This is a genomic window from Nocardia jiangxiensis NBRC 101359 (genome assembly GCF_000308615.1).
Taxonomy (GTDB): Bacteria; Actinomycetota; Actinomycetes; order Mycobacteriales; family Mycobacteriaceae; genus Nocardia; species Nocardia jiangxiensis.
In genome coordinates this window covers 1-26,989 of sequence record NZ_BAGB01000044.1, presented here as the reverse complement: position 1 = coordinate 26,989, position 26,989 = coordinate 1, and the positions used below count along the sequence as shown (strand labels likewise).

Sequence of the window (26,989 nt, the reverse complement as noted above, 5' to 3'; positions counted from 1 at the left end):
GCCCTAACCCCGGATCACCGCCCAGGACAAGGCTGCAACGGATAACAAACCGGCCCAACCGTATCCGAAGGAATAGTCGGATCAGGCGTAGTAGTCCCGGTCCCACTCGGCGTACTGAACTCATCCGTCTCAGAGGTAGTAACCCCCGGCCCCGTACTCGGATGCGACGTATTCCCACCCCCCGTACAGGTAGCCGCCACCGCCAACACGACCACCAGAAACGCCAACAACACCAACGGCACAACCCCCCGCCCCCGCCGCCGAGGCTCCTCAGGCGCAGGCCGAGGATCGAACGGAACCGAATACGGCTGCGCCTGACTCGGGTAAGGCGCAGCCGCAGAACCGGATTCGCGCGTCTGCTGCTGCGCACGGCCCTGCGGATACCCCGGCGGCGGCACGAACTCCCGCGGCGGCCCCTGCTGCTGCGCAGCTGCAGGCTGCGGCGGCGGCGGCGGAGGCGGAGGCGCCTGCTGCGGCCGCGGCCGCGGCGCACTGCCGGTCAACGGAACAGCCGGTATCGGCACCGCAGGCGCAGCAGCCACGGGAGCCACCGGCGCAGCAGCAGGCGCCGCAGCCGCTGCGGTTTCCCGCCCCCGCCCCCGCCCCCGGTCCGCAGGCGCCGGAAACCCTTCCGCGATCAGATCGGAATATGTTGCGGCAGCAGCGAACCCGAGCGTCCCCAGAGCCTGCCCGACTTGCGCGGCATCCCAGGAATCGGGCGGCGCCGGATTGTTCCCGGATTCGTCCCCGGCGATCCGGTTGAAGTAGGCCCGAAGCGACGACGGACCATCTCCCACAACCACATCGATCCCGCTGGGCAGCGGCCCTTTCTCTACCGCGATTCGCGTGCCGAGCTGAGGGATCACCAGCACGATGCCGGTCACTGCGACGCCCTCGCGCCCTGGGGCGGAGCGCATTTCGTGCTCGAGTCCGCGAGTCCGGGCGTTGACTTCTTCCATCGGCTCGGTGCCGCTCTGCACGCCTTCGAGTGGTGCGATCTCGCCTTCGATCGTCCACGGCTCGGTGGCCGAGCAGGCCAGGGTGCCGTTCACTCGTTCGGTGAAGCCTTTGAGGACGACGACCACGCAGGTCTTGGGCGTCCACACGATGACGTCGGCGCTGTCGGATTTAACGACCGCGATGCCGGGTAACGCGTGTGCTCCGGTCCACGACTTGAGCCAGTTCACCACTGTGCGTTCGGTGCTGGACAGCCGCGACGGGTCGTCACCACGAACCTTCACCAACATCTGATCAACCCCTGCCCGATGCCTCGTTGCCGACCGAGCGAGCAGCTGCCCGGCCCCCGTAAAGGGTACGGGGATCCGGGCGAATCGGCTTGCGCGGCAGCACAGATGATGCATGATCGGCACTGCCGCGCCGCAGCCGGGTCACTTGTCGTTGCGCCAGGCCAGGTATCCGTCGGGGCGGATCAGCACTCGGGTGCCGGTGTCGGCCGCGTACTCGGTGAAGGCGTGCGAGCCGATCGCGATGAGTTGTCCGTCGCGGGGGGTGGTGTCGGGTCCGACCAGCGAGTATGTCCGGGTTTCGGGGTCGGTCGGCGCGGCCGCGGAGTCGGTTTCGTCGCCGAAGTCGAGCAGGGTGGCGTGCGGCCCGCGGAACAGTTCGAACAGCCGCACGGTGCTGCCGTCGGCGCGGCGCAGGGGCGCGTCGGGTGCGCGATCGCCTGCCACCAGGCGGCCGGTGGCATTCGTTGCCCGGTAGGTGATGTCGAGCTGATGGGTGTCTTCGCCGCGGTCCATCGCGTCTTCGGTCCCGGAGATGTGTTTGTCCAGCAGTGCCGAGCTCAGGCCGAGGACTTGCGCGGCGACGGCGCGTCGTTCGGATTCGTAGGTGTCCGGTGCGGTGGCGTCGCCGTCGAGTGCGGCGGCCAGTTTCCAGCCGAGGTTGTAGCCGTCCTGGACGCCGGTGTTCAGGCCCTGCCCGCCGGTCGGGGGATGCGCGTGCGCGGCGTCTCCGGCCAGGAACACCCGGCCGTCCCGGAAGCGTTGTGCCAGGCGGATGTTCGGCCGCCACACCGTCGACCATTCGGGTTCGCCGACGATGAGGTCGGTGCGTCCGGAGACGCGGTCGAGCGCGTCCTGGAGTACGGCGCGGGTGGGTTCGGCATCCTGTGCGAGGGGCGCCGCGAACTGGAACAGATTCCGGCCTGCCAGCGGGGTCAGCGCGATGCCGTTCATCGGCTCCTGCGCGGCGGCGAACCAGTATCCGTAGTCGAGGTCCAGGGCCTGGACCGGCACGTCGCCGAGCAGCATCCGGATCGATTCGTCGGTGGTGCCTTCGAATGCGATGCCGAGTGTCTTGCGCACGGTGCTGCGGCCGCCGTCGGCGCCGACCAGGTAGTCCGCGCGCACCGTCTCGCTTCCGCCGGGCCCCTCCAGGACAGCGGTGACGCCGTCGGCGTCCTGGGTGAATGTGGCCAGGGCGGTGGACAATTCGACTCGGACGCCGAAGTCGGCCAGGCGGGCGCGCAGGACCGCCTCGGTGTCGGATTGGCCCAGCATCCACGGATTCGGATACGGCACGGCCGGGGTGGGTTCGCGCACCTCGCTCATACGGCGTTCGCCGACCGGATTCCCGTCCAGGAATATCCGGGTCAGCGGGACCGGTATGCCCGCGGCGTGGATCGCGTCCAGGACGCCGAGATCCTCGAACACCTCCAGGGTTCGTGGCTGGATGCCGTCCCCGCGCGACCCGGCGAAGAATTCCGTGGCCCGCTCGACGATCCGGACGTCGACCCCTCGGCGGGCCAGATCGATGGCGAGGGTGAGTCCGGTCGGGCCGGCTCCGGCGATGAGTACCTGCGAGGTCATGGCGCCTCTCCGTTTATGAATACATATTCAGTGAATGTGGATTCAGTATTGAGGTTGGTAGGGTCCGCTGTCAAGGAGGTGGTCGCGATGGCCGCGGGTGGCGTGGCGAAAGGCGGGCGGAAGGAGCGTTCGGCGGAGACCGAACAGGCGCTCAAGGACGCGGCCAGGCGGCTGTTCGCCGAGCGCGGCTATCTGAACACCAAGATCACCGACATCACCACGGCCGCCGGGCGCGCGGCGGGCTCGTTCTACAACCACTTCGCGAGCAAGGAGGAATTGCTCCAGGCGTTACTGGAAGACTTTGCCGCCGAAGGAGATTCCGCTGCCGAGGAGCGGGAGCACAATCCGGACTTCACCGATCCGGACGCGGTGCGCTTCCATGTGGCGGCGTACTGGCGATTCACCCGGCGGAACTGGCCGGTGCTGCACGCGGTGAATCAGGCCGCGCTGGTCAACGGGGATTTCGCGCAGGTGGCGGCGCGTTTCGCGGCGGAGCATCGCAATGAGGTCGCGACTCATCTGGACGGCTTCGACGCCGCGGGTTTGCAGCTGCCCAGCACTCCCGAGGCGAGTCTCGCGATGATGTTCCTGGCGGTCCACGGGCTGCTCGAGGTGATCGAGGAGGGCCAGGTGGAGTTGAGTGACGAGGAGGCCGTCGAGGGCCTCACGCGGTTCGTCTACCGGGGTCTGACCGGGCGGGACTACTGAGAAGACGCGAAACGAGGGTGACCGCAACGGATGTCACCCTCGTTCGGCGTGCCGGGAGATCGTCAGGGGAGCAGCACGATCGAGCCGGTGGTGTTGCGGCTCTCCAGATCCCGGTGCGCGCGTTCGGCATCGGCCAGCGGATAGGTCGCGCCGACCCGAACCCGCAGGGCGCCCGACGCGATGGCGTTCATGATATCGCCTGCGCGCCACAGCAATTCGGCACGATCGCGAGTGTAGTGGACGAGGGTGGGGCGGGTGATGAACAGCGAGCCGCCACTGTTGAGTCGCTGCAGATCGAACGGCGGCACCTGTCCGCTGGCGCCACCGAACAGCGCCAGCATCCCGCGGATCCGCAGCGAGGCCAGGCTCGCGTCGAAAGTGTCCTTGCCCACACCGTCGTAGACCGCGGCCACGCCTTCACCGCCGGTCAGCGCCCGCACTCGATCGGCCAGATCCTCGCCGTAGCGCAGCACCTCGGTGGCGCCGGCCTCGCGGGAGAGCGCCTCCTTCTCGTCGGTGGAGACGGTGGTGATGACGCGCACGCCGCGCGCGGCGGCGAGCTGGGTCAGGATCAGGCCCACGCCACCCGAACCCGCGTGCACCAGAACGGTTTCCCCGGCCTCGGGCTTGTAGACCGATTCGATCAGATAGTGCGCGGTCATCCCCTGCAGCAGCGCCGAGGCGGCCACCGGCGGTTCCACCCCGTCCGGCACCGGCACCGCGACCGCGGCGTCGACGGCGACCTTCTCCGCATAGCTCCCCGGTCCGGCCGCCCAGGCGATCCGGTCGCCGACCCGGATACCGGTCACCTCGGAGCCGACCGCGGACACCACACCCGAGCCCTCGGCCCCCGGGATGTAGGGCGGGACCGTCTGGTAGACGCCGCTGCGGATGTACGTATCGATGAAGTTGATGCCGATCGCTTCGGTATCGACGAGGACCTGGCCGGGGCCGATCACCGGATCGGGTACCTCGGTGTACTGCAGGACCTCGGGACCGCCCAGCTCGGAAACCTGAATCGCATGCATGTGTCGGTTCTACACCCGCCAGGCTGTGATCATTCCCGGCAGTGTGCCGGGGCGGACCTACCGGGCGGTAAACTCGCCGCCATGAGTGCATCCGCGGCCCCAGCCAAGCCGTCCTCCGCCGTGATCGATTCGGTCGAGGATTTCGTCGCCGCCCACGGCGGTTCCGCGACCGCGGTGCTGCAGCCGATCGGCCGGATCGGCGTCCGCATCACCCTGGTCGGCAGTGACGGTGTCCTCGGCGACCGCGTCGTCGACGATCTGGCCACCGCGAAGGCTGTGGTCGAGGCCGTGTCCGGACTGAGCGAAACCGAGCACTGGGATCGCGAGCTGACCTCCGTGGTCACCCCGGCCACCGGGCACTGGGCGAAGATGGCCGGTTGGGTCGCGCACCAGACCCGGTTCCCCCGGGCGCGAAACGATCGCTGACCCGGTTCGCATCCCGTATCGTCTGCAGCGCCCGGCACAATGCTCGGGCGCTGCTCGTCTGCGGGCAGCCGCTACGACGATGGCGGGAGTCATGCGAATTCGGCGTTTGGTGACCGCGGCGGCGGTCGGTGCGCTGTCCCTCGTCCCGGTGGCGGTTCCGGCCGCCGCTGCGCCCGCGGCCCTGCGGGTCTGCACCACCGGCGACTATCCGCCCTACTCGGTGAGCGACGGGCACGGCGGCTATCGCGGCATCGATGTCGACCTGGTTCGCGGTCTCGGCGAAATACTGCACCAGCCGGTGGAATTCGTCCCGACGACCTGGTCGACCATGGCCGTGGACTTCGGTGCGAAGAACTGTGACATCGCCGCGGGCGGCATCTCCGATTCGGCCTCGCGGCGGTCCTACGCGGACTTCTCGATCAATTACGGCACCGACGGCAAGGCGCCCATCGTGCGTGCCGCCGACGCGGGCCGCTTCGCGACGATCGAGCAGATCAACCGGCCCGGTGTGCGCGTCGTGGTGAATCCCGGCGGGACCAACGAGGCGTTCGCGCGCACGCATTTCCCGGCCGCGCGGCTGATCCTGTGGCCGGACAATCTGACCATGGTCGATCAGCTGGATCGAGGTCGCGCCGACGTCTTCGTCACCGATTCGGTGGAAGGTCGCTATCGGGTGCGACAGCATCCCGGTCTGCGTGTGCTGCACCCGGATCACCCGTTCGACTCCTCGGGCAAGATCTTCCTGCTGCGCCGCAACGATCCACTGCTGGCCGCCGAAGTGAACGGCTGGCTGGCGAGCCAGCTCGCGACCGGCGGCGTCGATCGCGCTTTCGACGCCTGGATCGGCCCGCACGCCACCGCATGAGATGCCGCGGCCCCCGCGAATGCGCATCGGACACAGTGCAAGTCGAGCGACGGTGAGGTGACGGTGTGAAGGAGACGGAGGCCAGCCGCACGGCGGTACTGGTGTGTCAGGGGCGTGCGGTGGGGGACGGGCGACTGGCATCCGGCCGGTTCGCCGATCCTGTTGCCGCGCAACTACTTCGCGACGACGAGCGCGCGGAGGTGGAGTTGGCCCGGTCCGGGAAGGCGCCGTCGGGCTGGCGGGCGCGGATGCGCTACGAGATGCTCAACGCGACCGCCGCGGTGCTGGTGACCCGAACGGTCGCGATCGATGACGCCGTGCGCGAGGCGGGAAATCCGCAGCTGGTGCTGCTCGGCGCGGGCCTGGACGCGCGCGCCTGGCGGATGCCCGAACTGGCCGCGGTCGCGGTGTTCGAGGTGGATCACCCTGCCTCCCAAGGCGATAAGCGCGAGCGGGCCGAAGGGCTCGAGCCGGTGCCGAAATCGCTGACGTACGTTCCGGTGGATTTCGGTCGCGATTCTCTCGGGGCCGCGCTCGCCGCTGCCGGACACGATCCGGCGGCGCCGACGACGTGGATCTGGGAGGGCGTGCTGCCCTACCTGACCAGCGCGCAGGTCGAGTCGACTCTCGCGGTCGTGGCCGAGCGTTCGGCCGTCGGCAGCCGCCTGGTCGCGACCTATCCGGTGCACAACCGCGTCGCGGTGCTGGGCCGCCGGGCGTTGCGCGTCTACAGCAGGCTGACCGGCGGCAAGGATCCGCTCGAGCACGAGCGGCACATCTCGGCCTGGACGGCGGAGCAGATGGACGCGCTGCTGGCCGGGTACGGCCTGACGGTCACCGCGGACCGGGATCTGCACGATATCGTGCGAGAACTCTCGATTCCGGCCCGCGAGTCCCGCTTCTACGGATTGGGTCGGGTGGCGATCGCGGATCGCTAGCCGCACCCGCAGCCGCCGCCGCAGCAACCACCCGAGGGGGCCGGTGCGGAGACGGGCGCCGGGCTGTTCGCCGAGCCGGTCAGCGCGATGGTGGTGAGGAGTTTGACGGTGTCGGCGTGGCCGTCGGGACATACGGCGGGCGCGCCCGATTCACTCATCGGCCGCTGGAGTTCGAAGGTCCCGGTGCATTCGCGACAGCGGTACGCGTAGGTCGGCATCCTCGGATTATCCCCGATCGCCGTACCGGCCCGCACCGGGCACCCGCCGGATCGGGGCGATCACGGTGCGGCGCAATGGATATCAGGCGGCCTGGGTGACCGAGGCCGGAGTATCGGCGGTGATCCGTTCGCGGGTGCGCATCGCGGCCCACAGCGCGGCGGTGGCGGCGGTGCAGGCGGCCGCGCCGCCGACGTGCACGGCGACCAGCGCGGCGGGGACGTGCGTGAAGTACTGCACGATGCCGACCAGACCCTGCGCGCAGACCAGCACGATCAGCACGATGTAGCGGTTGCGCAGCGCGCGCGTCATGCCGACCGTGGCCAGCGCGAAGCCCAGGCCGATCAGCAGTGCGAGGTAGGCGACCAGCATTTCGGCATGGGCGTGCACCAGTGTCACGATCTCGATCTTCAGGCGCACAACGGGTTTGGTGACGCTCTCGTCTCCGGCGTGCGGGCCCGCGCCGGTCACCAGGGTTCCGGCGACCAGGGTGGCGGTCAGGGCCAGCGCGCTCAGGACGGTCAGCCAGCGCAGCGCTGCGGGGACCCGCGGCGCGGGGACCGCGTCGTCCGGTTCGCCGACCTTCGCGAACAGCAGCACCGCCAGCCACACCATCAGCATCGAGACCAGCAGATGGATCGCGACGGTCCACCACAGCAGTCCGGTCCGCACGGTGATACCGCCGATGACCGCCTGCAGGACCGTGCCGCCGGGCATCAGCCAGGCGTAGACGAGCACCTCGCGCCGTCGGCGGGCGCGCAGCACCGCCAGCACCACCAGCGCCGCGAACAGCGTCACCCCGAAGGTGAACATGCGGTTGGTGAATTCGACCGTTTGATGCCAGACCGGCACCGCCGCGTGCGGCAGCGGGGTGAAGCTTCCGGGGAAGCATTGCGGCCAGGTCGGGCAGCCCAGTCCGGAGGAGGTGACTCGCACGACCGCGCCGGTCACCGAGATTCCGGCCTGCGACAGGATCACCAGGAACGCGATGATCCGCTGCACTCGCAGGGAGGGCAGCGGCAGCAGGTCGACGAGTCGCATGAAGGCGCGTGACAGCACGCTCCGATGGTAGTCCCGCCCCGGTCCCGCGCCGCATCCGGGCTACTACGGTCCGTCGTTGTCGTCGGCGCCGACGACAACCGCGGCTGCCAGGGCTATTGCCTCGGTGGCGGTGGAAGAGAAGGCTTGGGTGGTACCGGTAGCGCCGCCGGGGCGCTGCCATCGAGCAGAGAGGGGGTGGGGACGTGTACGCACGCTCCACCACGATTCAGGCGCGACCCTCCGCTATCGATGCCGGGATTGCGCATGTTCGCGACGAGGTGATGCCGGCGCTCACCGGCATCCCGGGTTGTGTCGGACTGTCGCTGATGGTGGATCGGCTGTCCTGCCGGTGCATCGCGACGAGTGCGTGGGATTCGGCAGAGGCGATGCACGGGAGTGCGAGCCACGTGGACGCGATCCGCAATCGGGTCGCCGAAGTCTTCGGTGGCAGCCCCAAGGTCGAGGAGTGGGAGATCGCGGCCCTGCATCGTGCGCACACGACGCCGCAGGGAGCCTGCGTGCGCGCGATCTGGCTCAAGACCGATCCGGATCGGATCGATATGGCCGTGGAGGCGTACCGGTCCCAGTTCCTGTCGGAGATGGAAACGCTCGACGGCTTCTGCAGTGCGAGCCTGCTGATCAACCGGTCGTCCGGTCGCGCCGTGTCCTCCGCCACCTACGACAGTGCCGAGGCGATGCTCCGCAACCGCGACCAGGCCGCATCGCTGCGTGCGGATGCCAGCCGTCGATCCGGCGCCGAATTGATCGACGGCGTCGAGTTCGAGCTGGCGCTCGCGCACCTTCGTGTCCCCGAAATGGCCTGAGCGTCATCGGCCAGGTTGTGCGGGCGCGTTGCCCGGAGTTCTAGGTGGTTGTCTCGGTCCGAGTGGACGGCAGGAACGGGGCCAGCAGATTCGCTTCGCTGGACGGGCCGGTCTGCCATTCGGCGATCCATGGTCCGGTGCCTTCGCTCGGATCGAGCACACCACCTTCGAGCCACTGATATCTGCCCGCGAGAACGCCTCGTGCCAGGGCGGTGTCGGCGTCGTCGGTGTTGTCCCACAGGGCGGCGAACAGCTGGTGCACCCGGACACGGGCCTGGTCGCAGAACACGTCCGCCAATTCCTGTGCGGCGTCGGCGTCCGCGCTGTTCTCCGCGCGCAGCGCCTGGGCCCGCACACAGACCGCCGCCATCGCGAACAGTTCCGCGCCGATATCGACGATCCGGCCCAGGAAGCCTTGGCGGTACTCGAGTTTCGCCTGCCAGCGGCCCATCGCGTACATCAGCGATCGGGCCTGTTTACGTGAGTTCCGCTCGACGAAACGCAGATGTGCTGCCAGCGGCCCGAATTCGGTGAATCCGCCCGGAGTCGTGCCCGCCCCGACGGTCAACTGCGGGAACCACTTCGCGTAGAAACCGCTGGCGCCCACCGCGGCTCGGGCCTTGTCCTTGAACTGTGCGTCGCGCTCGACCAGCGCACCGGCCGCGGCCATGTGCGCATCGGCCATCTCGCGGGCGATCAGCAGCCGCATGATCTCGCTGGATCCCTCGAAGATCCGGTTGATGCGCAGATCACGCATCAGTTGCTCGGCTCCCACCGCGCGCTCACCGCGGGCACGCAGCGATGCGGCGGTCTCGTAGCCGCGCCCGCCGCGGATCTGCACCAGTTCGTCGGCGATCCGGCAGCTCATCTCCGATGCCCACAGCTTGGCCAGTGCGGCTTCGATGCGGATGTCGTTGCGGCCCTCGTCGCACATCGTGCCGGACAGATCCAGCACCGCCTCCAGGGCGAAAGCGGTTGCGGCGATGAAGGACAGCTTCGAGCCGACGGCGGCGTGCTGCCCCACCGGACGACCCCACTGCACGCGCTCTAGCGACCACTCGCGGCCGATCTTCAGCGACCACTTGGCCGCCGCCGTGCACAGTGCGGGAATCGCCAGCCGTCCGGCATTGAGCGTGGTCAGCGCGATCTTCAGTCCGTCGCCTTCGCGGCCGATCAGATTCCGGACGGGTACGCGCACGTTGTACATCCGGGTGAGGCCGTTCTCGATGCCGTGCAGGCCCATGAACGAGTTGCGGCGCTCGACCGTGATGCCGGGCGAATCCGCCTCCACCACGAAGGCCGAGATGCCGCCGCGATGCCCGTCGCTCTTGGGCACCCGGGCCATGACCACGAGCAGTTCGGCGACGACGCCGTTGGTGGTCCACAGCTTCACGCCGTTGAGTTCGTACGCCTCGCCGTCCGGCGTCGGGGTCGCGGTACTGGCCATCCGGGCGGGATCGGAGCCGACATCGGGTTCGGTGAGCAGGAACGCGCTGATCGCCCCGCGGGCACAGCGCGGCAGGAATTCCCGCTTCTGTTCCAGGGTCCCGGCCAGTTTCAACGGCTCGGGCACGCCGATCGACTGATGCGCCGAGAGCAGCACGCCCAGGCTGGGATGGACGGAGCCGACGAGCATCAGCGCACGGTTGTAGCCGACCTGGGAAAGTCCCTGCCCGCCGTACTCCTCCGGGATCTTGAGTCCGAAGCAGCCCAGTTCGGCCAGCCCCCGGACGTACTGATCGGGAATCTTCGCCTCGGCCTCGATCCGGCTGCCGTCGAGGGATTCGCACAGGGCCCGCAGACGCTGTAGATAGGCCGCGGTCTTGGCGTCGTCCTCGGCGGACGGTTGCGGAAACGGGTGGATCAGGTCGAGCCGGAAGCGGCCGAGGAACATCTCCTTCGCGAACGACGGCTTGGCCCAGGTGGTCTCGCGGGATTCCTCGACGAGTGCGCGAGCTTGATCTTCGGTGGCGTCGACTTTTGCGGTAGTCGCCATGATGCCCTCCTCGAACGTGATGGGGATCACATTCGAGTGTAGAAGGCTTTATTACCCGCCGGTAGGGGGTAGTGGGTGTCTGGCCGTGAAGGGGTGCTCAGTCGAAGCGGAAGTAGCGGGTGGCGAGCCACCCGGCGACGGCACCCCAGACGATCAGCACGACCAGGCCGTACCAGTCGACGCCGGTGCGCAACGCCTGATCGAGCGCCTGGGCCAGGGCGCCCGAGGGGAGCAGCCGCGCGACGATGCTCAGCGGTCGGGGGATGTCACCGGCGGCGAACACGACGCTGGCGACCGCGAGCATCACGAACCACAGGATATTGGCAAGGGCCAGAACGATTTCCGCCTTGAGTGTGCCGCCCAGCAGCAGACCCATCGCGGCGAAGGTCGCGGTGCCCAGGGCGATGACCACCGCACCGAAGGCCAGTCCGCCCGCACCGGGCCGCCAGCCCAGCGCGAAACCGATCACGCCCAGCAGAATCGATTGCAGGACAACGACGATCAGCACGGCCGCGCATTTGCCGCCGACGATGCCCCAGCGTGGCAGGGCGGTGGCGCCGAGGCGCTTGAGCGCGCCGTAACGGCGGTCGAAGCCCACCGCGATGGCCTGTCCGGTGAAGGCGGTGGACATGATCGCCACCATCATCACCGCGGGCACGATGCGGTCCACGCGGTGCTCGCCGAGAGTGCTGAGCGGCAGCAGGGTCAGCCCGATGAGCATGGCGATCGGGATGAACATGGTCAGCAGGAGCTGTTCTCCGTTGCGCAGCAACAGGATCAGCTCCATCCGGGTCTGCGCGAGCAGCATCCGCGCGCGGGCGGCCGGGCGCGGGGCGGGGGAGAAGGTGCCGGGTGCGAATCGGGCGGAGGTTTCGGTCATCGCGAGTGCCTTCCGCTCGGATGCTGGGCCGGCGCGGTCGCAGGAGCCGGGATCGACCGGCCGGAATCGGGGCGCGGGTTCGGGTTCAATTGCGCAGCTCCCTGCCGGTCAGTTCCAGGAAGACGTCCTCGAGCCGGCGTTGATCGATCCGAATGTCGGTGGGCAGCACATCGATTCGCGCACACCAGGCGGTGAGAGTGGCCAGGACCTGCGGGGTGATGTCGCCACACAGCAGATAGGAACCCGGTGAGGTCTCCTTGGGTGCGAACCCCTCCGGCAGCGCCGTGGTCAGCAGTTTCAGATCCAGTTTGGGCGGCGCGTTGAAATGCAGCTGCCCCTCGGCCCCGGCCGAGGTGACCTCGGTGGGCGTGCCCTCGGCGACGATACTGCCGTGATCGATGATGACCAGGCGATCGGCGAGCTGTTCGGCTTCGTCCATCATATGTGTGGTCAGCAGGACCCCGACCCCGTCTCGGCGCAGCGCGTCGATCAGCTCCCACACCAGATGTCTCGCCTGCGCGTCCATTCCGGCGGTGGGCTCGTCCAGGAACACCATCTCCGGACGTCCGACGAGCGCGCAGGCCAGTGCGAGCCGCTGCTGCTGACCACCCGACAGGCGACGGTACGGTGTGCGGCGCGCCTCCCGCAGTCCGAGCGTGTCCAGCAGCCATTCCGGATCGAGCGGATCGGCCGAGTAGGCGGCGACCAGATCCAGCATCTCCCCGGCCTTGGAACCGGGATATGCGCCGCCACCCTGCAACATCACGCCGATTCGGGGGCGCAGGGCATCGGTGTCGGCGATCGGATCCAGCCCCAGCACCCGCACCGATCCGGCGTCGGGTGCGGAGAATCCCTCGCACATCTCCACGGTCGTCGTCTTGCCCGCACCGTTGGGCCCCAGCAGTGCGACGACCTCCGCGCGTGCCACCTCGAAACTCAAGTCGTCCACGGCGACGGTCTCGCCGAAGCGTTTCACGACACCGTCGACGCTGACGGCGGGTTCCGATGCGTTCACGAGGTCACACCGTATGCCGCGGGCGGTTGTGACGCGGCAGACACCCCCGTGCGCTCGCGCCACGGCAGCCGGTGGCGGGTGAGCACGATGAATCCGACCCCGATCACGACGGTGGCCGTGGCGGCCTCGATGATCTGGAAGACGCCGAAGTCCGCACCGCGCGGCATGAGGATCAGGCCGACGACCGCGGACAGCACGATCGCGGGCGCGCGGAACGCGCGGGTGGTGGCCCAGGCGGCCAGCGGCACGATGGCCCACAGTAGATACCAGGGCTGCACCACCGGGAACAGCAGCACGATCGCTGCGAGTGAAACACCCAGTGCCCCAACGGGATGCAACCGCCCCGTCCAGGTGGCCACCAGCATGCGCAGGCTCAGGAACGCGGCGACCGCCCCGGCGATCGGCCGCGTGATGCTCAGGACCGCGGTCGTGTGGTCGCCCAGGCCCAGCAGGACGCCGCCGAATCCGGTGATCACGCCGACCGCCGTCGGCAGCGACATCCAGCTGCGCACCGCACCGGCGGTATTGAGCGTGTAGATCCATCCGAAGCCCAGACCGCTGGCGTAACTGACGAACAGCGTGGTGGCCACCGCGATGACGCCCAGTACGACCGCAGCCTTCACGAGTGGCCGCAGCCCGCGACCCCAGCGCCGGGCCAGCGCCATCCCGACGAAACCCAGCACGAGGATCGAGGTGAATTTGATCGACGAGGACAACGTGATGACCACCGCGCCGAATATCAGCAGCGCCCATTCCCTGCGCCCGAACGGGTGCGTCGGTTCCGGCGCGGGCGTGTCGCTTCCGTGGATGGCGCGCAGGCAGAACTCCAGACCCGCCAGCATCAACCCGAGCATCAGCGCATCGTTGTGCACCCCGCCGACCAGGTGGAACAGCACGAGCGGATTCGCCGCACCGAGCCACAGCGCGCTCACCGGCGCGACCCCGCAACGCCGCGACAGCCGGGGCAGCGCCCACACGATCAGCGCGACGCCACCGAGTTCGAGCAGCCGGTGCACCCAGACGCCCGCGATGATGTTGTCGCCGGTCAGCTGCGCGATGCCGCGGCCCATCCACAGGAACAGCGGCCCGTACGGCGCGGGGGTGTCGCGCCAGATGTTGGGCACGTTGTTGGTCAGCACATTGGCCAGGCCCAGCCCCTCGGCCGGGCCGACGACGTACGGATCCATGCCGCGCTCGGCGATCTGGCTCTGCGCGAGATAGGAGTACACGTCGTTGGAGAACATCGGCGGTGCGATGGACAACGGGACGATCCACAGCAGCAGCGTGCGGTCCAGCTGCGAACGGCTCAGGCGATGTCGCACGGTGCCGCCGAACCCGCCGACCGCGTAACGGCCCAGCAGCAGCCAGGCCAGCACGACCGCGACCGTGCCGATCATGCACATGGCCAGCGTCGGGGTGGCGGCGCGGGCGAACAACCCCACCACCCGCATACCCGAGACCGGGTTCTGATGGACCGGCTGTGCACCCACGCCCAGGGCGCTGATCGCCATCAGGACCGCGCCGGTGGCGCCGAGCAGCCGAATTCGCCTGAACTGCACGATCTCCCGGGCGTCGAGGCCGGGCGCCTCGGCCTCGTTGGTGTGCAGGACGGCGATGGTGTGATCGGCGGGCGGCACGTCCAGGCCCAGTGCCCGGCGACTCAACTCGATGGACCTGCGCCGCATGTCTTCCACTACCGCCACGCTCAAAGAGCTTAATTGCGCCATCAACCGGTGGTGGAGTGGGTGAGGTTTCGAAATGGGGAGTGGATGCCGGACAGGTGTGAGGAAGCTGGCAGCGGGCCGTCCAGGCGCTCGAGCTGGCGGTTTGTCATCGCTCGGGGGTTAGGAAGGTGAACCTTACTAGAATGCGGGATGGAATTCCGTCACACTGATGTTGTGAAAACCGTGGGTTTGCGGAATGCGGAAGCTGCTGCCGGGCGCCGGGAAGGCGCTCGGGGTGTCGTCGCGCCCGCTGCGCCGACGGGTGAGGGTCATACCCGCGAAGCCGTCGTTCAGCTGCTGCTCGAGCAGGGACCGGTGACCGCCACGGCCATCGGTGAGCGGCTGGGGTTGAGCCCGGCCGGTGTGCGACGGCATCTGGACGCGTTGATCGAGTCCGGTGAGGCGCGGGCGACGCGGTCCGCACCCTGGCAGCAGAAGGGGCGCGGGCGGCCCGCCAAGCAGTTCCAGCTGACCGCGGCGGGGCGCGGGCGGCTCGGGCACGCCTACGACGATCTGGCCGGTGCGGCCATGCGCCAGTTGCGTGAGATCGGCGGGCAGGCCGCGATCACCGACTTCGCGCGCAAGCGGGTGGCGACGATCGTGGCGGGCATCGACCGGCTGGCTCAGCACAGCCCGGAGACGACCGCGGCCAAGGCGCGGGAGATCGCCGAGGCGTTCACCGATGCCGGATTCGCCGCCTCGACCCGCAAAGTCGGTGCGGGAGTTCAGATCTGCCAGCATCACTGCCCGGTGTCGCATGTGGCCGAGGAATTCCCGGAGCTGTGCGCGGCCGAACTGGAAGCCTTCCGCGAACTGCTCGGCACCCATGTCCAACGCCTGGCGACCATCGCCAACGGCGACTGCGCCTGCACCACTCACGTCCCGTTGGTCGTCCCGGCGACCTCCGAAACCACGACCCCCGAAGAGAACGAGTCCGACGCCGCCGCGCAGCCCGCGACGGCATCTCGCAACGACTCCGGAAGGAGTGCCGAATGACGACGACGACCGATCAGTCGCAGCCGCTGACCCAGGAGGAGACCATTGCCTCCCTGGGCACCTACGGCTACGGCTGGGCAGACAAGGACGTCGCAGGTGCCAGCGCCCGGCGAGGCCTGTCCGAGGAGGTCGTGCGCGACATCTCGGCCAAGAAGGACGAGCCCGACTGGATGCTCGAAGCGCGCCTGAAGGCACTGCGCATCTTCGACCGCAAGCCGATGCCGGGCTGGGGTTCGAACCTCGAGGGCATCGACTTCGACAACATCAAGTACTTCGTGCGCTCGACCGAGAAGCAGGCCGAGAGCTGGGAGGACCTGCCCGAGGACATCAAGAACACCTATGACAAGCTGGGTATCCCGGAGGCGGAGAAGCAGCGCCTGGTCGCCGGTGTCGCCGCGCAGTACGAATCCGAGGTCGTCTACCACCAGATCCGCGAGGACCTGGAGGCCCAGGGCGTCATCTTCCTGGACACCGACACCGGCCTCAAGGAACACCCGGAGATCTTCCAGAAGTACTTCGGTTCGGTCATCCCCGCCGGTGACAACAAGTTCTCCGCGCTGAACACCGCGGTGTGGTCGGGCGGTTCGTTCATCTACGTGCCGCCGGGCGTGCGCGTGGACATCCCGCTGCAGGCCTACTTCCGGATCAACACCGAGAACATGGGCCAGTTCGAGCGCACCCTGATCATCGTCGACGAGGACGCCTACGTGCACTACGTCGAGGGCTGCACCGCGCCGATCTACAAGTCCGACTCGCTGCACTCCGCGGTGGTCGAGATCATCGTCAAGAAGGGCGGCCGCTGCCGCTACACCACCATCCAGAACTGGTCGAACAACGTCTACAACCTGGTCACCAAGCGGGCCAAGGCCGAGGCGGGCGCGACCATGGAGTGGATCGACGGCAACATCGGCTCCAAGGTCACCATGAAGTACCCGGCGGTCTGGATGACCGGCGAGTACGCCCGGGGCGAGGTGCTCTCGGTGGCGTTCGCCGGTGAGGGACAGCACCAGGACACCGGCGCGAAGATGCTGCACCTGGCGCCGCACACCTCCTCGAACATCGTGTCCAAGTCGGTGGCGCGCGGCGGCGGCCGGTCCTCCTACCGCGGCCTGGTTCAGGTCAACAAGGGGGCGCACGGTTCGCATTCGTCGGTGAAATGCGATGCGCTGCTGGTGGATACGATCAGCCGCTCGGACACCTACCCGTACGTCGACATCCGCGAGGACGACGTCACGATGGGGCACGAGGCCACCGTCTCGAAGGTGTCCGATGATCAGCTGTTCTACCTGATGAGCCGCGGTATGACCGAGGACGAGGCGATGGCGATGGTGGTGCGCGGCTTCGTCGAGCCCATCGCCAAGGAACTGCCCATGGAATACGCGCTCGAGCTGAACCGCCTGATCGAGCTGCAGATGGAAGGAGCCGTCGGCTGATGCCGGTCGAGAACGTTGCTGTCGCCGGTGAGGGCCGGGTTCCGGCGGTGAACAAGGGCGAAGTGTTCACCTCGTTCGACGTCGACGCCTTCGAGGTGCCCACCGCCCACGACGAGTCGTGGCGATTCACCCCGATGCGCCGGCTGCGCGGCCTGCACGACGGCACCGCCGTGCGCGACGGCGCGGCCGCGGTCGAGGTTGCGGCGGTTCGGTTTTCGCAGCCCGCCGGGTCCGCCGAAACGGAGTCCGAGCGGATCCCGCTCGCGCCGGGGGCCGTGGCCGGAGTCTCGGTCGAGACCGTCGAGCGCTCCGACGCGCGTCTGGGCGAGGCCGGTGTTCCCGCCGATCGTGTTGCCGCCCAGGCTTATTCGGGCTTCGAGCAGGCGACCGTGGTATCGGTCGACGCGGAAACCGAAGTGGCCGAGCCGATCGTGCTGACGATCACCGGTCCGGGCGAGGGCAGCACCGGCTTCGGCCACGTGCAGATCCGCCTCGGCCGGTTCGCGGTCGCCACGGTCGTCATCGACTACCGGGGCAGCGGAACCTACGCCGAGAACGTGGAATTCGTGCTCGGCGACAGCGCCAAGCTCACCGTCGTCGCCGTGCAGGACTGGGCCGACGACGCCGTGCACGCCACCGCGCAGCACGCGAAGCTGGGCCGCGACGCGGTCCTGCGGCACACGAACGTCACCCTCGGCGGCGATCTGGTGCGCCTGACCGAGACCGTGCGCTTCGACGGTCCAGGCGGCGACGCCGAGCTGCTCGGCCTGTACTTCGCCGACGACGGTCAGCACTTCGAACAGCGCCTGCTGGTGGATCACGCTGTGCCGCACTGCAAGTCGAACGTGTTGTACAAGGGCGCGCTGCAGGGCGACCCGTCCTCGCACAAGCCCGACGCGCACACCGTCTGGGTGGGCGACGTGCTGATCCGCGCCGCGGCCGAGGGCACCGACACCTACGAGGCCAACCGCAACCTGGTCCTCACCGACGGCGCGCGCGCCGATTCGGTGCCGAACCTGGAGATCGAGACCGGCGAGATCATCGGTGCCGGACACGCCTCGGCCACCGGGCGTTTCGATGACGAGCAGCTGTTCTACCTGCGTGCTCGCGGTATTCCGGAGGAGGCCGCCCGCCGTCTGGTGGTGCGCGGATTCTTCCACGAGATCATCCAGAAGATCACCGTCCCGCAGGTCCGGGAGCGGCTCGAGGCGGCCGTGGAGGCCGAACTCGCCGCTGTCGGCGTCTGACACGAACTACACACCCCCACAAAGGAATTCGATTCGATGACCATCCTGGAAATCAAGGACCTGCACGCCGAGGTCGCCAATCCGGACGAGACCGGTGAGCCGATCCGGATCCTCAAGGGCGTGAACCTCACGATCAAATCCGGTGAGACGCACGCCATCATGGGGCCGAACGGCTCGGGCAAGTCGACGCTGTCGTACGCGATCGCCGGACATCCCAAGTACACCGTCACCCAGGGTTCGATCACCCTGGACGGCGAGGACGTACTGGCCATGTCGGTGGACGAGCGCGCCCGTGCGGGCCTGTTCCTGGCCATGCAGTACCCGGTCGAGGTTCCCGGCGTGTCCATGTCGAACTTCCTGCGCACCGCCGCCACCGCGGTCCGCGGCGAGGCCCCCAAGCTGCGCACCTGGGTCAAGGAGGTGAAGGAGTCGATGAACGAACTCGAGATCGACCCCGCCTTCGCCGACCGCAGCGTCAACGAGGGCTTCTCCGGCGGTGAGAAGAAGCGGCACGAGATCCTGCAGCTGGGCCTGCTCAAGCCGAAGATCGCCATCCTGGACGAGACCGACTCGGGTCTGGACGTGGACGCGCTGCGGATCGTGTCCGAGGGCGTGAACCGCTACGCCGAGCGCGAGAACGGCGGCGTCCTGCTGATCACGCACTACACCCGGATCCTGCGGTACATCCAGCCGCAGTTCGTGCACGTGTTCGTCGGCGGGCGCATCGTGGCCGAGGGCGGCCCCGAGCTGGCCGAGGAACTGGACGCGAACGGGTACGTGCGATTCACCGCGGCGAGCCGCGAATCCGACACCGACACCGCCGCCGCCGTAGGAGCATGAGATGACCGCTGTGTCGGACTTGACGGTTCCGGCCCTGGACGTGGCCCGCATCCGGGCCGACTTCCCGATTCTGAGCCGCACGGTGCGCGACGGAAAACCGTTGGTGTACCTGGATTCCGGCGCGACCTCGCAGCGACCGCTGCAGGTGCTCGATGCCGAACGGCGGTTCCTGACCGAGCACAACGCGGCCGTGCACCGTAGTGCGCACGCCCTGGCCGAGGAGGCCAACGACGCCTACGAGGCCGCGCGCGCCACGATCGCGGCGTTCGTCGGTGTCGGCGCGGATGAGATCGTCTACACCAAGAACGCCACCGAATCGCTGAATCTGGTGGCCTACGCGTTCTCCGACGACCGTTTCCGGTATCGCCTGGGCGCGGGTGACGAGATCGTCATCACCGAGGTCGAGCATCACGCGAACCTGGTGCCGTGGCAGGAACTCGCCCGTCGCACCGGCGCCACGCTGCGCTGGTACGACGCCACCGACGAGGGCCGGATCGACCTGGATTCGCTGGATCTGTCGCCGCGGACCAAGGTCGTCGCGTTCACCCACCAGTCCAACGTGACCGGTGCGGTCGCGCCGGTGGCCGAATTGGTCCGGCGCGCAAAGGAAGTCGGCGCGATCGTGGTGCTCGACGCGTGCCAGTCGGTGCCGCACATGCCGGTGGACCTCCGCGAGCTGGGTGTGGATTTCGCCGCCTTCTCCGGGCACAAGATGCTCGGCCCGTCCGGCATCGGCATCCTGTACGGGCGTCGCGCGCTGCTCGAGGACACCCCGCCGTTCATCACCGGCGGCTCGATGATCGAGACCGTCTACATGGACCACAGCACGTTCGCGCCGCCGCCGCAGCGGTTCGAGGCCGGATCCCAGATGATCTCGCAGGTCGTGGGATTGGGCGCCGCGATCGACTACCTGAACGAAGTCGGCATGGCATCCGTTGCGGCGCATGAGCATTCGCTCGTCACCGCGGCGCTGGAGGGGCTGGGCGCGGTGGACGGGGTGCGGATCATCGGGCCGACCGAGAACGTGAATCGCGGCGGTGCGGTGTCGTTCCTCGTCGACGGGGTGCACGCTCACGACGTCGGCCAGATCCTGGACGACGAGGGTGTGGCGATTCGCGTCGGGCACCACTGTGCCTGGCCGCTGCACCGCCGGTTCGGCATCGCCGCGACCGCTCGTGCGTCGTTCGCGCTGTACAACACCCTCGACGAGGTGGATGCCCTGGTCGCCGCCGTGCGCAAGGCGCAGAGCTTCTTCGGCGTGAGCGCGGGCGAGCAGTAGACAGGAGGGGAATTCCCCATGCGTATGGAGCAGATGTACCAGGAAGTGATCCTCGATCACTACAAGCACCCGCATCACCGCGGGCTGCGCGAGCCCTTCGGGGCCGAGGTGCACCACGTCAACCCGACCTGCGGCGACGAGGTCACCCTGCGGGTGCACATCGACGACAACGGCGACGTCGCGGACATCTCCTACGACGGTCAGGGCTGCTCGATCAGCCAGGCGGCCACCTCGGTGCTCACCGATCAGGTGATCGGCCTGCCGGTGCAGCAGGCGATGAAGACCGTGGACGCGTTCAGCGAGATGATCTCCAGCCGCGGCACCATCGAGGGCGACGAGGAGGTGCTCGGCGACGGCATCGCGTTCGCGGGCGTGTCCAAATACCCCGCCCGGGTGAAATGCGCACTGCTGGGCTGGATGGCGTTCAAGGACGCGGTCGTGCGGATAACCTCCGCGCAGGAGGCGAAGAATGTGATGGGAAACGGCATCTCCACGAAGGGTCAGCACGATGAGTGATACGTCCACGAGCGAATCGGCGGCGGTCGCGCCCGAACGCGAGCTCTCGGCCGAGGAGATCGGCCGGCTGGAGGATCTCGAGGAGGCCATGCGCGATGTCGTGGACCCCGAACTCGGGATCAACGTCGTCGATCTGGGCTTGGTGTACGACCTGCGCGTCGAGGGCGATGTCGCGTTGCTCGACATGACGCTGACCTCGGCAGCCTGCCCGCTGACCGATGTCATCGAGGATCAGTCGCGCAATGCCCTGGTGCGCAGCGGTCTGGTCGAGGATCTGAAGATCAACTGGGTCTGGATGCCGCCGTGGGGTCCGGACAAGATCACCGAGGACGGTCGCGAGCAATTGCGGGCCCTGGGTTTCACGGTCTGATCTCGCGTTCGCCGAGCCCGTCGCGACAGTGGCGGCGGGCCGGTGCGAAGCGCCCGATCCGGTTGTGGCTACCGGGATTTGGGGCGTTGTACCCGATCCGATAACGAGCTGGACAAAACACAGCGACTCCGCAATGATCCTCCCCGACATATTTCTCGAACGGGGAGGATTGATCGATGTCATTGCTGCGCAAGGCCGTCCTGGGCCTGGCAGTCGTCTCGACCGCGGGCCTGAGTGTCCTGGGGACGGGTACCGCGAACGCCGGTCCCAATGCGTACGGGGCTTTTTCGCTATCGCAGAGCACCGGTACCGTGGCCTACGCGCTGAATTACGCCAACTATCCCGATGCCATCCACGCAGCGGACGCCAAGTGCGGACGTCCGGACTGCCGCAACATCATTCAGATCGTGAATGCCTGCGGCGCGGTCGCGCAGGGCGCGGACGGGCGGTTCGCGTGGAACTGGGCGCGATCCAAGGTCGAGGCCGAGCAGTCCGCGGTGAAGGCGCTGGGCCTGAGCGCCCCGCCGTTCCCGGACCTGGGTAGTGCTTCGCCGCGGGCGGCGCATGTGGTGCTGTCGGCGTGCACGGCCAACGTGTGATCTGAACATCTGCGAGGTCTCGGCGGCCCGGAGTACGGGTCGGCCGAGACCTCGCGTCGTTCGACGACGGCGACGTGCCGTTCGTACTTTCTTCGGCGTAGGCGACGAGAAGGTTTCGCCGACAACGCTATTCATAGCCCCTCAGCGCCGACCGGCACTCTTTCGGCGGCAGGGCGACCGGTGGTCCGATCCCTGACCGATACGCGCCGGTGTGGTTCGAGCTCCGACGTTCGGCCGGGGTGCGCTGATACCTTCGCAGGACCGTGCCGTTGCTTCGCAGACCACCGCCCGGCGAGGAGGTCGGCCAATGCCGTTAGGTGTGATCCGGAACTTCCGTCGAATACTGGGCAGGGGCGTGCTGCGCGCGGCTGTCATATCGTGTGCGGCGTTATCGGTGGCGGCGGTGACCGCGCCGGTGCACGCGGAACCGTTCGCCCCGACACCCGGCGCTCTGGTGGGCTGGGATACCTATCGACAGCTGGATCGGCTGCCATATCTGGCGCCCGGGGTGCGGACGCAGCAGTTCTCCAGTTACGACCGCAGCGGTGGCAACAACGACGGTGGCGGCGGTTGCCTGCACGGCGGCGGTGCGGGATGTGTGGTGGCCGAGGATCACGGTGCGGGCGAGATCGATTCGATCTGGTTCACGCGGGACCGCGGGAATGTCGCATCCATGGGCAACATTCGCATCGAACTGGACGGGGCAGTCGTCCTCGATGCGCCGTTGCAGGCGGTGGTGCGCGGGGCGGCCGGAGCGCCGTTCGCCTTTCCGCTGGTGGCCGACGCGTCGCAGTCGCCGGGCGGTGTGTACATCAAAGTGCCTATGCCGTATCGAGATTCGATGCGCGTCAGCATCGCGCGGAATCTGCAGTACTACCACGTGACCTATCGGCGGTTCCCGGATCCGATCGGGGTGCGGACCTTCGACCGCGCGGACCACGCCGAGGATGTGCTGGCCATGCTGCGCAGGGCAGGCACGAGTGATCCCAAGCCGCCCAAGCCGAACGCGCAAAGGCAAACGCGCACAGTCGATATCGCGCCGGGCGCGGCGGTGCCGGTGGCGTCTGCGACGGGCCCCGGTGCGGTGTCGGCACTGCGACTGAGGATGCCCAGCGAGGCCGCATTCACGGGACTGCGTCTGCGAATCGGCTTCGACGGTCAACAGACGGTGGATGCCCCCGTTGCGGAGTTCTTCGGCCTCGGACTCGGTACCCCCGGCGCGATTCCGGTGCGGTCACTGATGTTCGGTGCGGATCCCGCTCCCGGTGGATGGCTCTCGGCGTGGTGGCCGATGCCGTTCATCGCCAATGCCACTGTGAGCCTGGTGAATACGACGGGAGCGCCCGTGCGCGGCATCGACACCGATACGGTCGTCGACCCGGATCCACAATGGGCAGTCGCACTGGCCACCGGCGCGGCGGGACACTTCGGCACTCACTCACACGCGGGACCGACTGTGCCGGGGCAGGATTGGAGTTTCGCCGACGAACTGGGGCACGGCAAGTTCGTCGGGGTGTCGCACACGTTGCGCGGTCGCCGGATCGGTACGCCGTCGAGTTTCCGGTGGCCGGCGTTCCTGGAGGGGAACGAACGCGCCTACGTCGACGGCGCATCGACTCCGCAGATCCCCGGAACCGGCACCGAGGACTTCTACGAGGGCGGTTGGTTCTTCGATTTCGGACAGCGTTTCAGCCTGCCGCTGACCGGTTCGCCGACCGAGCAGCGAAGTGGCCCCGGATGCGCTGACTACTGCCTGACCGCCTACCGTTTGATGCTCCCCGACGCCGTGAATTACCTGCTCTCACTACGATTCGGCATCCAGCACGGTCCCTTCGATGACGATCAGCAGGCCGATTACAGCTCGACCGCCTTCCTGTACCGATAGGTCAGGTGTCGGGGAAGCGGTGGGATTCGTCCGATTCTCGAGCAAACTCGCCAGCGGGGTCACAGTGTGCTCTCAGCTACCGTATGGACACTCGATGCGATTCTCATTCGTCTCTCAGGAGTAACCCTGCAATGTCGACCATCAACGGTCTGCCGGCACATGTTCTGCTCGTCCACATCATCGTCGTGCTCGTGCCGCTGACCTCGCTACTGGCCATCCTGTGCGCGGTCTGGCGACCGGTGCGGCAACGGCTGGTATGGCTGGTCGCGGCGTTGGCGGCGGTCACCGTCGTGATGACGCCGATCACCACCGATGCGGGGGAATGGCTCGAGCACAAGATCGGCCGCACCCCGGCTATTCACACGCACGCGCATCTGGGCGACACCATGATCTATTTCGCGATCGGTCTGCTGGTCGCCGCGCTGTTGCTGCTGTTCGTCCATCTGCGGGAGCGGGGTGAGCGCCGGGTCGGCATCGTGCTGGTCTCGGTGATCGCGGTGCTGACCATCGCCGCGAGCGTCGCGGCGACCGTGCAGGTCTACCGGATCGGCGAGTCGGGCGCGCGAGCCACCTGGGGTGAGCAGGCCGCCGGTTAGACCTCCACGACGATGGTCTTCATGATCTTGTCGGCGAAGGTCTGGCGCTTGTCGTCCCACAGCGGCCACAGGTAACCGATATAGCAGAAACTGTCCAGGACGTGGCACAGGTTGCGGACGAAGGCCATGCCGAAACCGAGGACCTGGCCGTCGGCCTCCCGGATCAGGCGGATACCGACCATCCGTTTGCCCGGCGTCTGCCCGGTGGTGCCGACCAGATAGGTCAGGTAGAGCCCGCCCGCGACCGCGATCACCCAGCCCACGACGATCAGGATCCATCCGGCGCCGGACAGGCCGCCACCGGTGCAGACCGGATAGCCGTTCTCGTCGGGCGCGCAGGACTGCGCGGAGAAGCCGACCGTGAGCCCGGCGATGTAGAGGATGGCGGCCGGTACGCCGACGATCAGTCCGTCGATGAGCGCGCCACCGACTCGCTGGATCCAGCTCGCATACGGCGGCCGCGGTCCGTAGCCCGCGGGCGGATATCCGTATCCCGGCTGCGCCTGCTGATAGCCGTAACCCGGTGGTGGTCCGCCGTAGCCGGGTGCGCCGGGTTGCGGGGGCCCGTAGCCGGGCGGCGAGCTGTAGGTCGGCATTCCGGGGGAGGACGGTCCAGGTTGCGAGCCGTAGGTGGGAATTCCTGGTGAGGATGGGCCGCCGTATCCCGGTGGCGTGCCGTATACCGGATTGCCAGGGGAGGACGGGCCGCCGTATCCGGGTTGCGAGCCGTAGGTGGGAATTCCTGGTGAGGATGGGCCGCCGTATCCCGGAGGTGTGCCATATACGGGATTGCCCGGAGAGGATGACCCGCCGTATCCGGGGGGAGGGCCGTATACGGGGTTGCCAGGGGACGATGGTCCGCCGTGTCCCGATGGCGGGCCGTATACGGGGTTGCCGGGAGTGGATGGGCCGCCCGAGCCCGGTGCGCCCGGCCCGGTTCCGGGCGGGCCTTGCGGGGGTGCACCGTATCCGGGCGGGGGAGTGTTGTAACCGGCGGGTGCGGGCGGGTAGCCGGATCCGGGCGGCTGCTGCTGCGGCTGCGGTGGCTGCGCCGACTGGGATGCCTGTGGTGGCTGGGGAGCCTGTGGTGGCGAATCCTGTTGCGGCGTTGGCGGATTCTGTTGCGGCTGGGGATTCTCGGCATCGCTCGAGCGGTTGTTCGGGTCCGACGGGTTGCTCATGCGATTCCTCCGATGCGGCAGGGCGTGGCGGCGAACGGGCGGGGCGTTCGCCGCCGACCATGTTCAGTATCGCTGATCGACCAGGTGCATCGTGGCGACCGCCGCCGCTTGCGCTGGAGAACGGGCCGGTCGATTGCACCGAGGCGGAACGGCGAAGACCTCCGAGGGACCGCGCTTCCGCTCGGAGGTCTTCGCTGCGTCGGTCTCGGCGCGCCGAGACCGGCGCGCACTGCCCGGTATCGCTAGGCGGCGCTGCCGGTCGGGAAGGGCAGGGGGTTGGAGTGCTGCTGGGGAGCAGGCTGCTGCTGCGGTGCGGGCTGCTGACGGCCTTGATCCTGGTGGTTCTGCTGATGCGCCGACTGGTTGTTGCCCTGGGGCTGTTGCGGGGTATCGGCGAATGCGGGGGCCGCGGCCATCACGATCGGGGTGGCGACGAGTGCGCCCATCATGGCGAACTTCGCGATGCGGTGTGCCATCCGGCAACCTTTCTCTGCTGTGACAATGACAGCACCGATGACACCGTCCCACTCTAGCTCTCAGGTATGTCGTCGCTGTGGTTGTGCTGTGGACCGTTCACGCGCCCTTGCGGGTCGACTTCCGCACGGCCTTCTCAGGACTCTTACCTGCGGTTTTGCGCGCGGTCTTCGCGGCGGATTTTTTCGCGGCCTGTTTCGCCGCGGGCGCGGGAGTGCGACGCCCGGACGCCTCGAGACTGCGTTGCAGAGCGGCGACGAGATCGACGACCTCGGCGTCGGTCTCGGCGGGCGCGGCCTCCTCGCGTGTGGTCACCGTGCCGGATCCGGAGGCGATCGCCTCGTCGAGCACCTTCTTCAGTTCGATCTGATACTCGTCGGTGTACTGGCTCGGATCGAATTCGTCGGACATGCTGTCGACCAGCGTCCGGGCCATGGTGATCTCCTGCGGTCGCGGCTCGGCCACGCCGTCGAGGGCGGGGAAATCCACCGTCCGCACCTCGTCGGGCCACAGCAGCGTCTGCAACATCAGCACGTTGTCGTGCACGCGCAGCGCGGCCAGGCGCGTCTTCTGCCGCAACGTGAAGTGCACGACCGCGACCTGATCCACCTGTTCGAGCGTCTTCGCCAGCAGCACATAGGCTTTCGGCGTCGTGGAATCGGGTTCGAGATAGTAACTCCGGTCGAACAGAATAGGATCGATCTGCTCCGCCGGAACGAACTGCAACACCGGAATCTCGTGCTTCTCCGCCACCGGAAGTTTCGCGAAATCCTCGTCGGTGAGCACCACCCGGTCACCCTCGGGCGATTCATACGCCTTGTCGATGTCGGCGAACTGCACCGACTGCCCACACACGGTGCACACGCGGTCGTATTTGATCCGCCCACCGTCCTTGGCATGCACCTGGTGAAACCTGATGTCATGGTCCTCGGTGGCCGTATAGACCTTCACCGGGACATTGACCAAGCCGAACGCGATGGAACCCTTCCAGATCGATCGCATCTTTCGATGCTACTTTCGACCTGCCCGGTCTGTCCGGCAATCCAGCGTGACCTGCGGGTTCGTGGTTGTTGGCGCGTGT

The 26,989-nt window shown here is 68.0% G+C and carries 27 protein-coding genes; 15 read left to right on the top strand and 12 right to left on the bottom strand.

The annotated features are described in order from the left end of the window. Positions 1-14: 14 nt before the first annotated feature. Positions 15-1,187, bottom strand: coding sequence for a hypothetical protein (locus tag ON40_RS51925; protein WP_157186345.1), 1,173 nt, complete (start codon positions 1,185-1,187; stop codon positions 15-17). A 201-nt stretch (positions 1,188-1,388) separates the two neighbouring features. Next, complete coding sequence (locus ON40_RS19130; protein ID WP_040824921.1) at positions 1,389-2,831, bottom strand: FAD-dependent monooxygenase; 1,443 nt, start codon at positions 2,829-2,831, stop codon at positions 1,389-1,391. Between the two features lie 54 nt (positions 2,832-2,885). Between ON40_RS19130 and ON40_RS19125 the strand changes: the two genes are divergently transcribed. Beyond that, complete coding sequence (locus ON40_RS19125; RefSeq protein ID WP_245567887.1) at positions 2,886-3,539, top strand: TetR/AcrR family transcriptional regulator; 654 nt, start codon at positions 2,886-2,888, stop codon at positions 3,537-3,539. Positions 3,540-3,601: 62 nt separating this feature from the next. On the opposite strand, the gene ON40_RS19120 is transcribed toward ON40_RS19125, so the two are convergent. Then, complete coding sequence (locus ON40_RS19120; RefSeq protein ID WP_040824920.1) at positions 3,602-4,567, bottom strand: quinone oxidoreductase family protein; 966 nt, start codon at positions 4,565-4,567, stop codon at positions 3,602-3,604. A gap of 81 nt (positions 4,568-4,648) precedes the next feature. Between ON40_RS19120 and ON40_RS19115 the strand changes: the two genes are divergently transcribed. The 3 genes from ON40_RS19115 to ON40_RS19105 all read left to right on the top strand — a co-directional run bounded on the left by ON40_RS19115 (position 4,649) and on the right by ON40_RS19105 (position 6,796). Then, positions 4,649-4,993 carry a hypothetical protein gene (locus ON40_RS19115; protein ID WP_040824919.1) on the top strand — a complete coding sequence of 115 codons (345 nt, stop codon included), beginning with the start codon at positions 4,649-4,651 and terminating at the stop codon, positions 4,991-4,993. A 91-nt stretch (positions 4,994-5,084) separates the two neighbouring features. Then, on the top strand, positions 5,085-5,858 hold the full coding sequence (locus tag ON40_RS19110) for a transporter substrate-binding domain-containing protein (RefSeq protein ID WP_157186344.1): 774 nt from the start codon (positions 5,085-5,087) through the stop codon (positions 5,856-5,858). A gap of 65 nt (positions 5,859-5,923) precedes the next feature. Beyond that, complete coding sequence (locus tag ON40_RS19105) at positions 5,924-6,796, top strand: class I SAM-dependent methyltransferase (protein ID WP_040824918.1); 873 nt, start codon at positions 5,924-5,926, stop codon at positions 6,794-6,796. Here the strand turns inward: ON40_RS19105 and ON40_RS19100 are convergent. Together ON40_RS19100 and ON40_RS19095 are read right to left on the bottom strand one after the other, a co-directional pair. Then, the gene (locus ON40_RS19100; RefSeq protein ID WP_040824917.1) at positions 6,793-7,014 is read right to left on the bottom strand and encodes an FmdB family zinc ribbon protein; all 222 of its coding nucleotides are present in this window, start codon (positions 7,012-7,014) and stop codon (positions 6,793-6,795) included. The two genes, ON40_RS19105 and ON40_RS19100, sit on opposite strands and share 4 nt — an antisense overlap. An 82-nt stretch (positions 7,015-7,096) precedes the next feature. Beyond that, a complete protein-coding gene (locus tag ON40_RS19095) occupies positions 7,097-8,053 on the bottom strand; it encodes a COX15/CtaA family protein (RefSeq protein WP_051193300.1) in 957 nt (318 codons plus the stop codon). 203 nt (positions 8,054-8,256) lie between these two features. On the opposite strand from ON40_RS19095, the gene ON40_RS19090 reads away from it, so the two are divergent. Beyond that, a complete protein-coding gene (locus tag ON40_RS19090; protein WP_040824916.1) occupies positions 8,257-8,877 on the top strand; it encodes a hypothetical protein in 621 nt (206 codons plus the stop codon). Between the two features lie 40 nt (positions 8,878-8,917). Here the strand turns inward: ON40_RS19090 and ON40_RS19085 are convergent, their stop codons facing one another. The 4 genes from ON40_RS19085 to mptB form a co-directional block, all read right to left on the bottom strand. After that, positions 8,918-10,873 (bottom strand): acyl-CoA dehydrogenase family protein, encoded by a 1,956-nt coding sequence (locus ON40_RS19085; protein ID WP_040824926.1) that lies wholly within the window; start codon positions 10,871-10,873, stop codon positions 8,918-8,920. Between the two features lie 97 nt (positions 10,874-10,970). Further along, positions 10,971-11,753 carry an ABC transporter permease gene (locus ON40_RS19080; protein WP_040824915.1) on the bottom strand — a complete coding sequence of 261 codons (783 nt, stop codon included), beginning with the start codon at positions 11,751-11,753 and terminating at the stop codon, positions 10,971-10,973. An 85-nt stretch (positions 11,754-11,838) separates the two neighbouring features. After that, positions 11,839-12,768, bottom strand: a complete 930-nt coding sequence (locus ON40_RS19075) for an ABC transporter ATP-binding protein (RefSeq protein WP_040824914.1) — start codon at positions 12,766-12,768, stop codon at positions 11,839-11,841. Then, on the bottom strand, positions 12,765-14,495 hold the full coding sequence (gene mptB / locus ON40_RS19070; RefSeq protein WP_169541882.1) for a polyprenol phosphomannose-dependent alpha 1,6 mannosyltransferase MptB: 1,731 nt from the start codon (positions 14,493-14,495) through the stop codon (positions 12,765-12,767). Before mptB ends, ON40_RS19075 begins: the two co-directional genes overlap by 4 nt. Before the next feature lie 147 nt (positions 14,496-14,642). Between mptB and ON40_RS19065 the strand changes: the two genes are divergently transcribed. From ON40_RS19065 to ON40_RS19020, 10 genes are all read left to right on the top strand, one after another. Next, positions 14,643-15,488 carry a helix-turn-helix transcriptional regulator gene (locus ON40_RS19065; RefSeq protein ID WP_083895776.1) on the top strand — a complete coding sequence of 282 codons (846 nt, stop codon included), beginning with the start codon at positions 14,643-14,645 and terminating at the stop codon, positions 15,486-15,488. Further along, complete coding sequence (sufB, locus tag ON40_RS19060) at positions 15,485-16,921, top strand: Fe-S cluster assembly protein SufB (RefSeq protein WP_040824912.1); 1,437 nt, start codon at positions 15,485-15,487, stop codon at positions 16,919-16,921. The genes ON40_RS19065 and sufB overlap by 4 nt, the downstream gene beginning before the upstream one ends. Further along, positions 16,921-18,168 carry a Fe-S cluster assembly protein SufD gene (gene sufD, locus ON40_RS19055; RefSeq protein ID WP_040824911.1) on the top strand — a complete coding sequence of 416 codons (1,248 nt, stop codon included), beginning with the start codon at positions 16,921-16,923 and terminating at the stop codon, positions 18,166-18,168. The genes sufB and sufD overlap by 1 nt, the downstream gene beginning before the upstream one ends. A gap of 36 nt (positions 18,169-18,204) precedes the next feature. Continuing rightward, complete coding sequence (gene sufC / locus ON40_RS19050; protein WP_040824910.1) at positions 18,205-19,008, top strand: Fe-S cluster assembly ATPase SufC; 804 nt, start codon at positions 18,205-18,207, stop codon at positions 19,006-19,008. 1 nt (position 19,009) lies between these two features. After that, a complete protein-coding gene (locus ON40_RS19045) occupies positions 19,010-20,287 on the top strand; it encodes a cysteine desulfurase (RefSeq protein WP_040824909.1) in 1,278 nt (425 codons plus the stop codon). An 18-nt stretch (positions 20,288-20,305) separates the two neighbouring features. Further along, complete coding sequence (gene sufU / locus ON40_RS19040; protein ID WP_040824908.1) at positions 20,306-20,803, top strand: Fe-S cluster assembly sulfur transfer protein SufU; 498 nt, start codon at positions 20,306-20,308, stop codon at positions 20,801-20,803. Beyond that, the gene (locus ON40_RS19035; RefSeq protein ID WP_040824907.1) at positions 20,796-21,173 is read left to right on the top strand and encodes a metal-sulfur cluster assembly factor; all 378 of its coding nucleotides are present in this window, start codon (positions 20,796-20,798) and stop codon (positions 21,171-21,173) included. The genes sufU and ON40_RS19035 overlap by 8 nt, the downstream gene beginning before the upstream one ends. 176 nt (positions 21,174-21,349) lie before the next feature. Continuing rightward, positions 21,350-21,772, top strand: a complete 423-nt coding sequence (locus tag ON40_RS19030; RefSeq protein WP_040824906.1) for a DUF4189 domain-containing protein — start codon at positions 21,350-21,352, stop codon at positions 21,770-21,772. A 307-nt stretch (positions 21,773-22,079) separates the two neighbouring features. Next, positions 22,080-23,657 (top strand): glycoside hydrolase family 172 protein, encoded by a 1,578-nt coding sequence (locus ON40_RS19025; protein ID WP_083895775.1) that lies wholly within the window; start codon positions 22,080-22,082, stop codon positions 23,655-23,657. Between the two features lie 131 nt (positions 23,658-23,788). Then, the gene (locus ON40_RS19020) at positions 23,789-24,253 is read left to right on the top strand and encodes a DUF2231 domain-containing protein (RefSeq protein ID WP_040824905.1); all 465 of its coding nucleotides are present in this window, start codon (positions 23,789-23,791) and stop codon (positions 24,251-24,253) included. Here ON40_RS19020 and ON40_RS53950 read toward each other — a convergent pair. From ON40_RS53950 to ku, 3 genes are all read right to left on the bottom strand, one after another. Next, positions 24,250-25,434 (bottom strand): RDD family protein, encoded by a 1,185-nt coding sequence (locus ON40_RS53950; RefSeq protein ID WP_218008820.1) that lies wholly within the window; start codon positions 25,432-25,434, stop codon positions 24,250-24,252. The genes ON40_RS19020 and ON40_RS53950 overlap by 4 nt on opposite strands. A 242-nt stretch (positions 25,435-25,676) precedes the next feature. Further along, positions 25,677-25,910, bottom strand: a complete 234-nt coding sequence (locus ON40_RS19010; protein WP_040824904.1) for a hypothetical protein — start codon at positions 25,908-25,910, stop codon at positions 25,677-25,679. Positions 25,911-26,007: 97 nt separating this feature from the next. Further along, on the bottom strand, positions 26,008-26,910 hold the full coding sequence (gene ku / locus ON40_RS19005; RefSeq protein WP_040824903.1) for a non-homologous end joining protein Ku: 903 nt from the start codon (positions 26,908-26,910) through the stop codon (positions 26,008-26,010). Positions 26,911-26,989 lie beyond the last annotated feature (79 nt).

Coding starts and splice junctions, on each gene's coding strand:
- ON40_RS19130 (WP_040824921.1), bottom strand. CDS start 2,831: ATGACCTCGCAGGTACTCATCGCCGGAGCCGGCCCGACCGGACTCACC.
- ON40_RS19120 (WP_040824920.1), bottom strand. CDS start 4,567: ATGCATGCGATTCAGGTTTCCGAGCTGGGCGGTCCCGAGGTCCTGCAG.
- ON40_RS19115 (WP_040824919.1), top strand. CDS start 4,649: ATGAGTGCATCCGCGGCCCCAGCCAAGCCGTCCTCCGCCGTGATCGAT.
- ON40_RS19110 (WP_157186344.1), top strand. CDS start 5,085: ATGCGAATTCGGCGTTTGGTGACCGCGGCGGCGGTCGGTGCGCTGTCC.
- ON40_RS19100 (WP_040824917.1), bottom strand. CDS start 7,014: ATGCCGACCTACGCGTACCGCTGTCGCGAATGCACCGGGACCTTCGAA.
- ON40_RS19095 (WP_051193300.1), bottom strand. CDS start 8,053: ATGCGACTCGTCGACCTGCTGCCGCTGCCCTCCCTGCGAGTGCAGCGG.
- ON40_RS19085 (WP_040824926.1), bottom strand. CDS start 10,873: ATGGCGACTACCGCAAAAGTCGACGCCACCGAAGATCAAGCTCGCGCA.
- ON40_RS19080 (WP_040824915.1), bottom strand. CDS start 11,753: ATGACCGAAACCTCCGCCCGATTCGCACCCGGCACCTTCTCCCCCGCC.
- mptB (WP_169541882.1), bottom strand. CDS start 14,495: ATGGCGCAATTAAGCTCTTTGAGCGTGGCGGTAGTGGAAGACATGCGG.
- ON40_RS19065 (WP_083895776.1), top strand. CDS start 14,643: ATGGAATTCCGTCACACTGATGTTGTGAAAACCGTGGGTTTGCGGAAT.
- sufB (WP_040824912.1), top strand. CDS start 15,485: ATGACGACGACGACCGATCAGTCGCAGCCGCTGACCCAGGAGGAGACC.
- sufD (WP_040824911.1), top strand. CDS start 16,921: ATGCCGGTCGAGAACGTTGCTGTCGCCGGTGAGGGCCGGGTTCCGGCG.
- sufC (WP_040824910.1), top strand. CDS start 18,205: ATGACCATCCTGGAAATCAAGGACCTGCACGCCGAGGTCGCCAATCCG.
- ON40_RS19045 (WP_040824909.1), top strand. CDS start 19,010: ATGACCGCTGTGTCGGACTTGACGGTTCCGGCCCTGGACGTGGCCCGC.
- sufU (WP_040824908.1), top strand. CDS start 20,306: ATGCGTATGGAGCAGATGTACCAGGAAGTGATCCTCGATCACTACAAG.
- ON40_RS19035 (WP_040824907.1), top strand. CDS start 20,796: ATGAGTGATACGTCCACGAGCGAATCGGCGGCGGTCGCGCCCGAACGC.
- ON40_RS19030 (WP_040824906.1), top strand. CDS start 21,350: ATGTCATTGCTGCGCAAGGCCGTCCTGGGCCTGGCAGTCGTCTCGACC.
- ON40_RS19025 (WP_083895775.1), top strand. CDS start 22,080: ATGCCGTTAGGTGTGATCCGGAACTTCCGTCGAATACTGGGCAGGGGC.
- ON40_RS19020 (WP_040824905.1), top strand. CDS start 23,789: ATGTCGACCATCAACGGTCTGCCGGCACATGTTCTGCTCGTCCACATC.
- ON40_RS53950 (WP_218008820.1), bottom strand. CDS start 25,434: ATGAGCAACCCGTCGGACCCGAACAACCGCTCGAGCGATGCCGAGAAT.
- ON40_RS19010 (WP_040824904.1), bottom strand. CDS start 25,910: ATGGCACACCGCATCGCGAAGTTCGCCATGATGGGCGCACTCGTCGCC.
- ku (WP_040824903.1), bottom strand. CDS start 26,910: ATGCGATCGATCTGGAAGGGTTCCATCGCGTTCGGCTTGGTCAATGTC.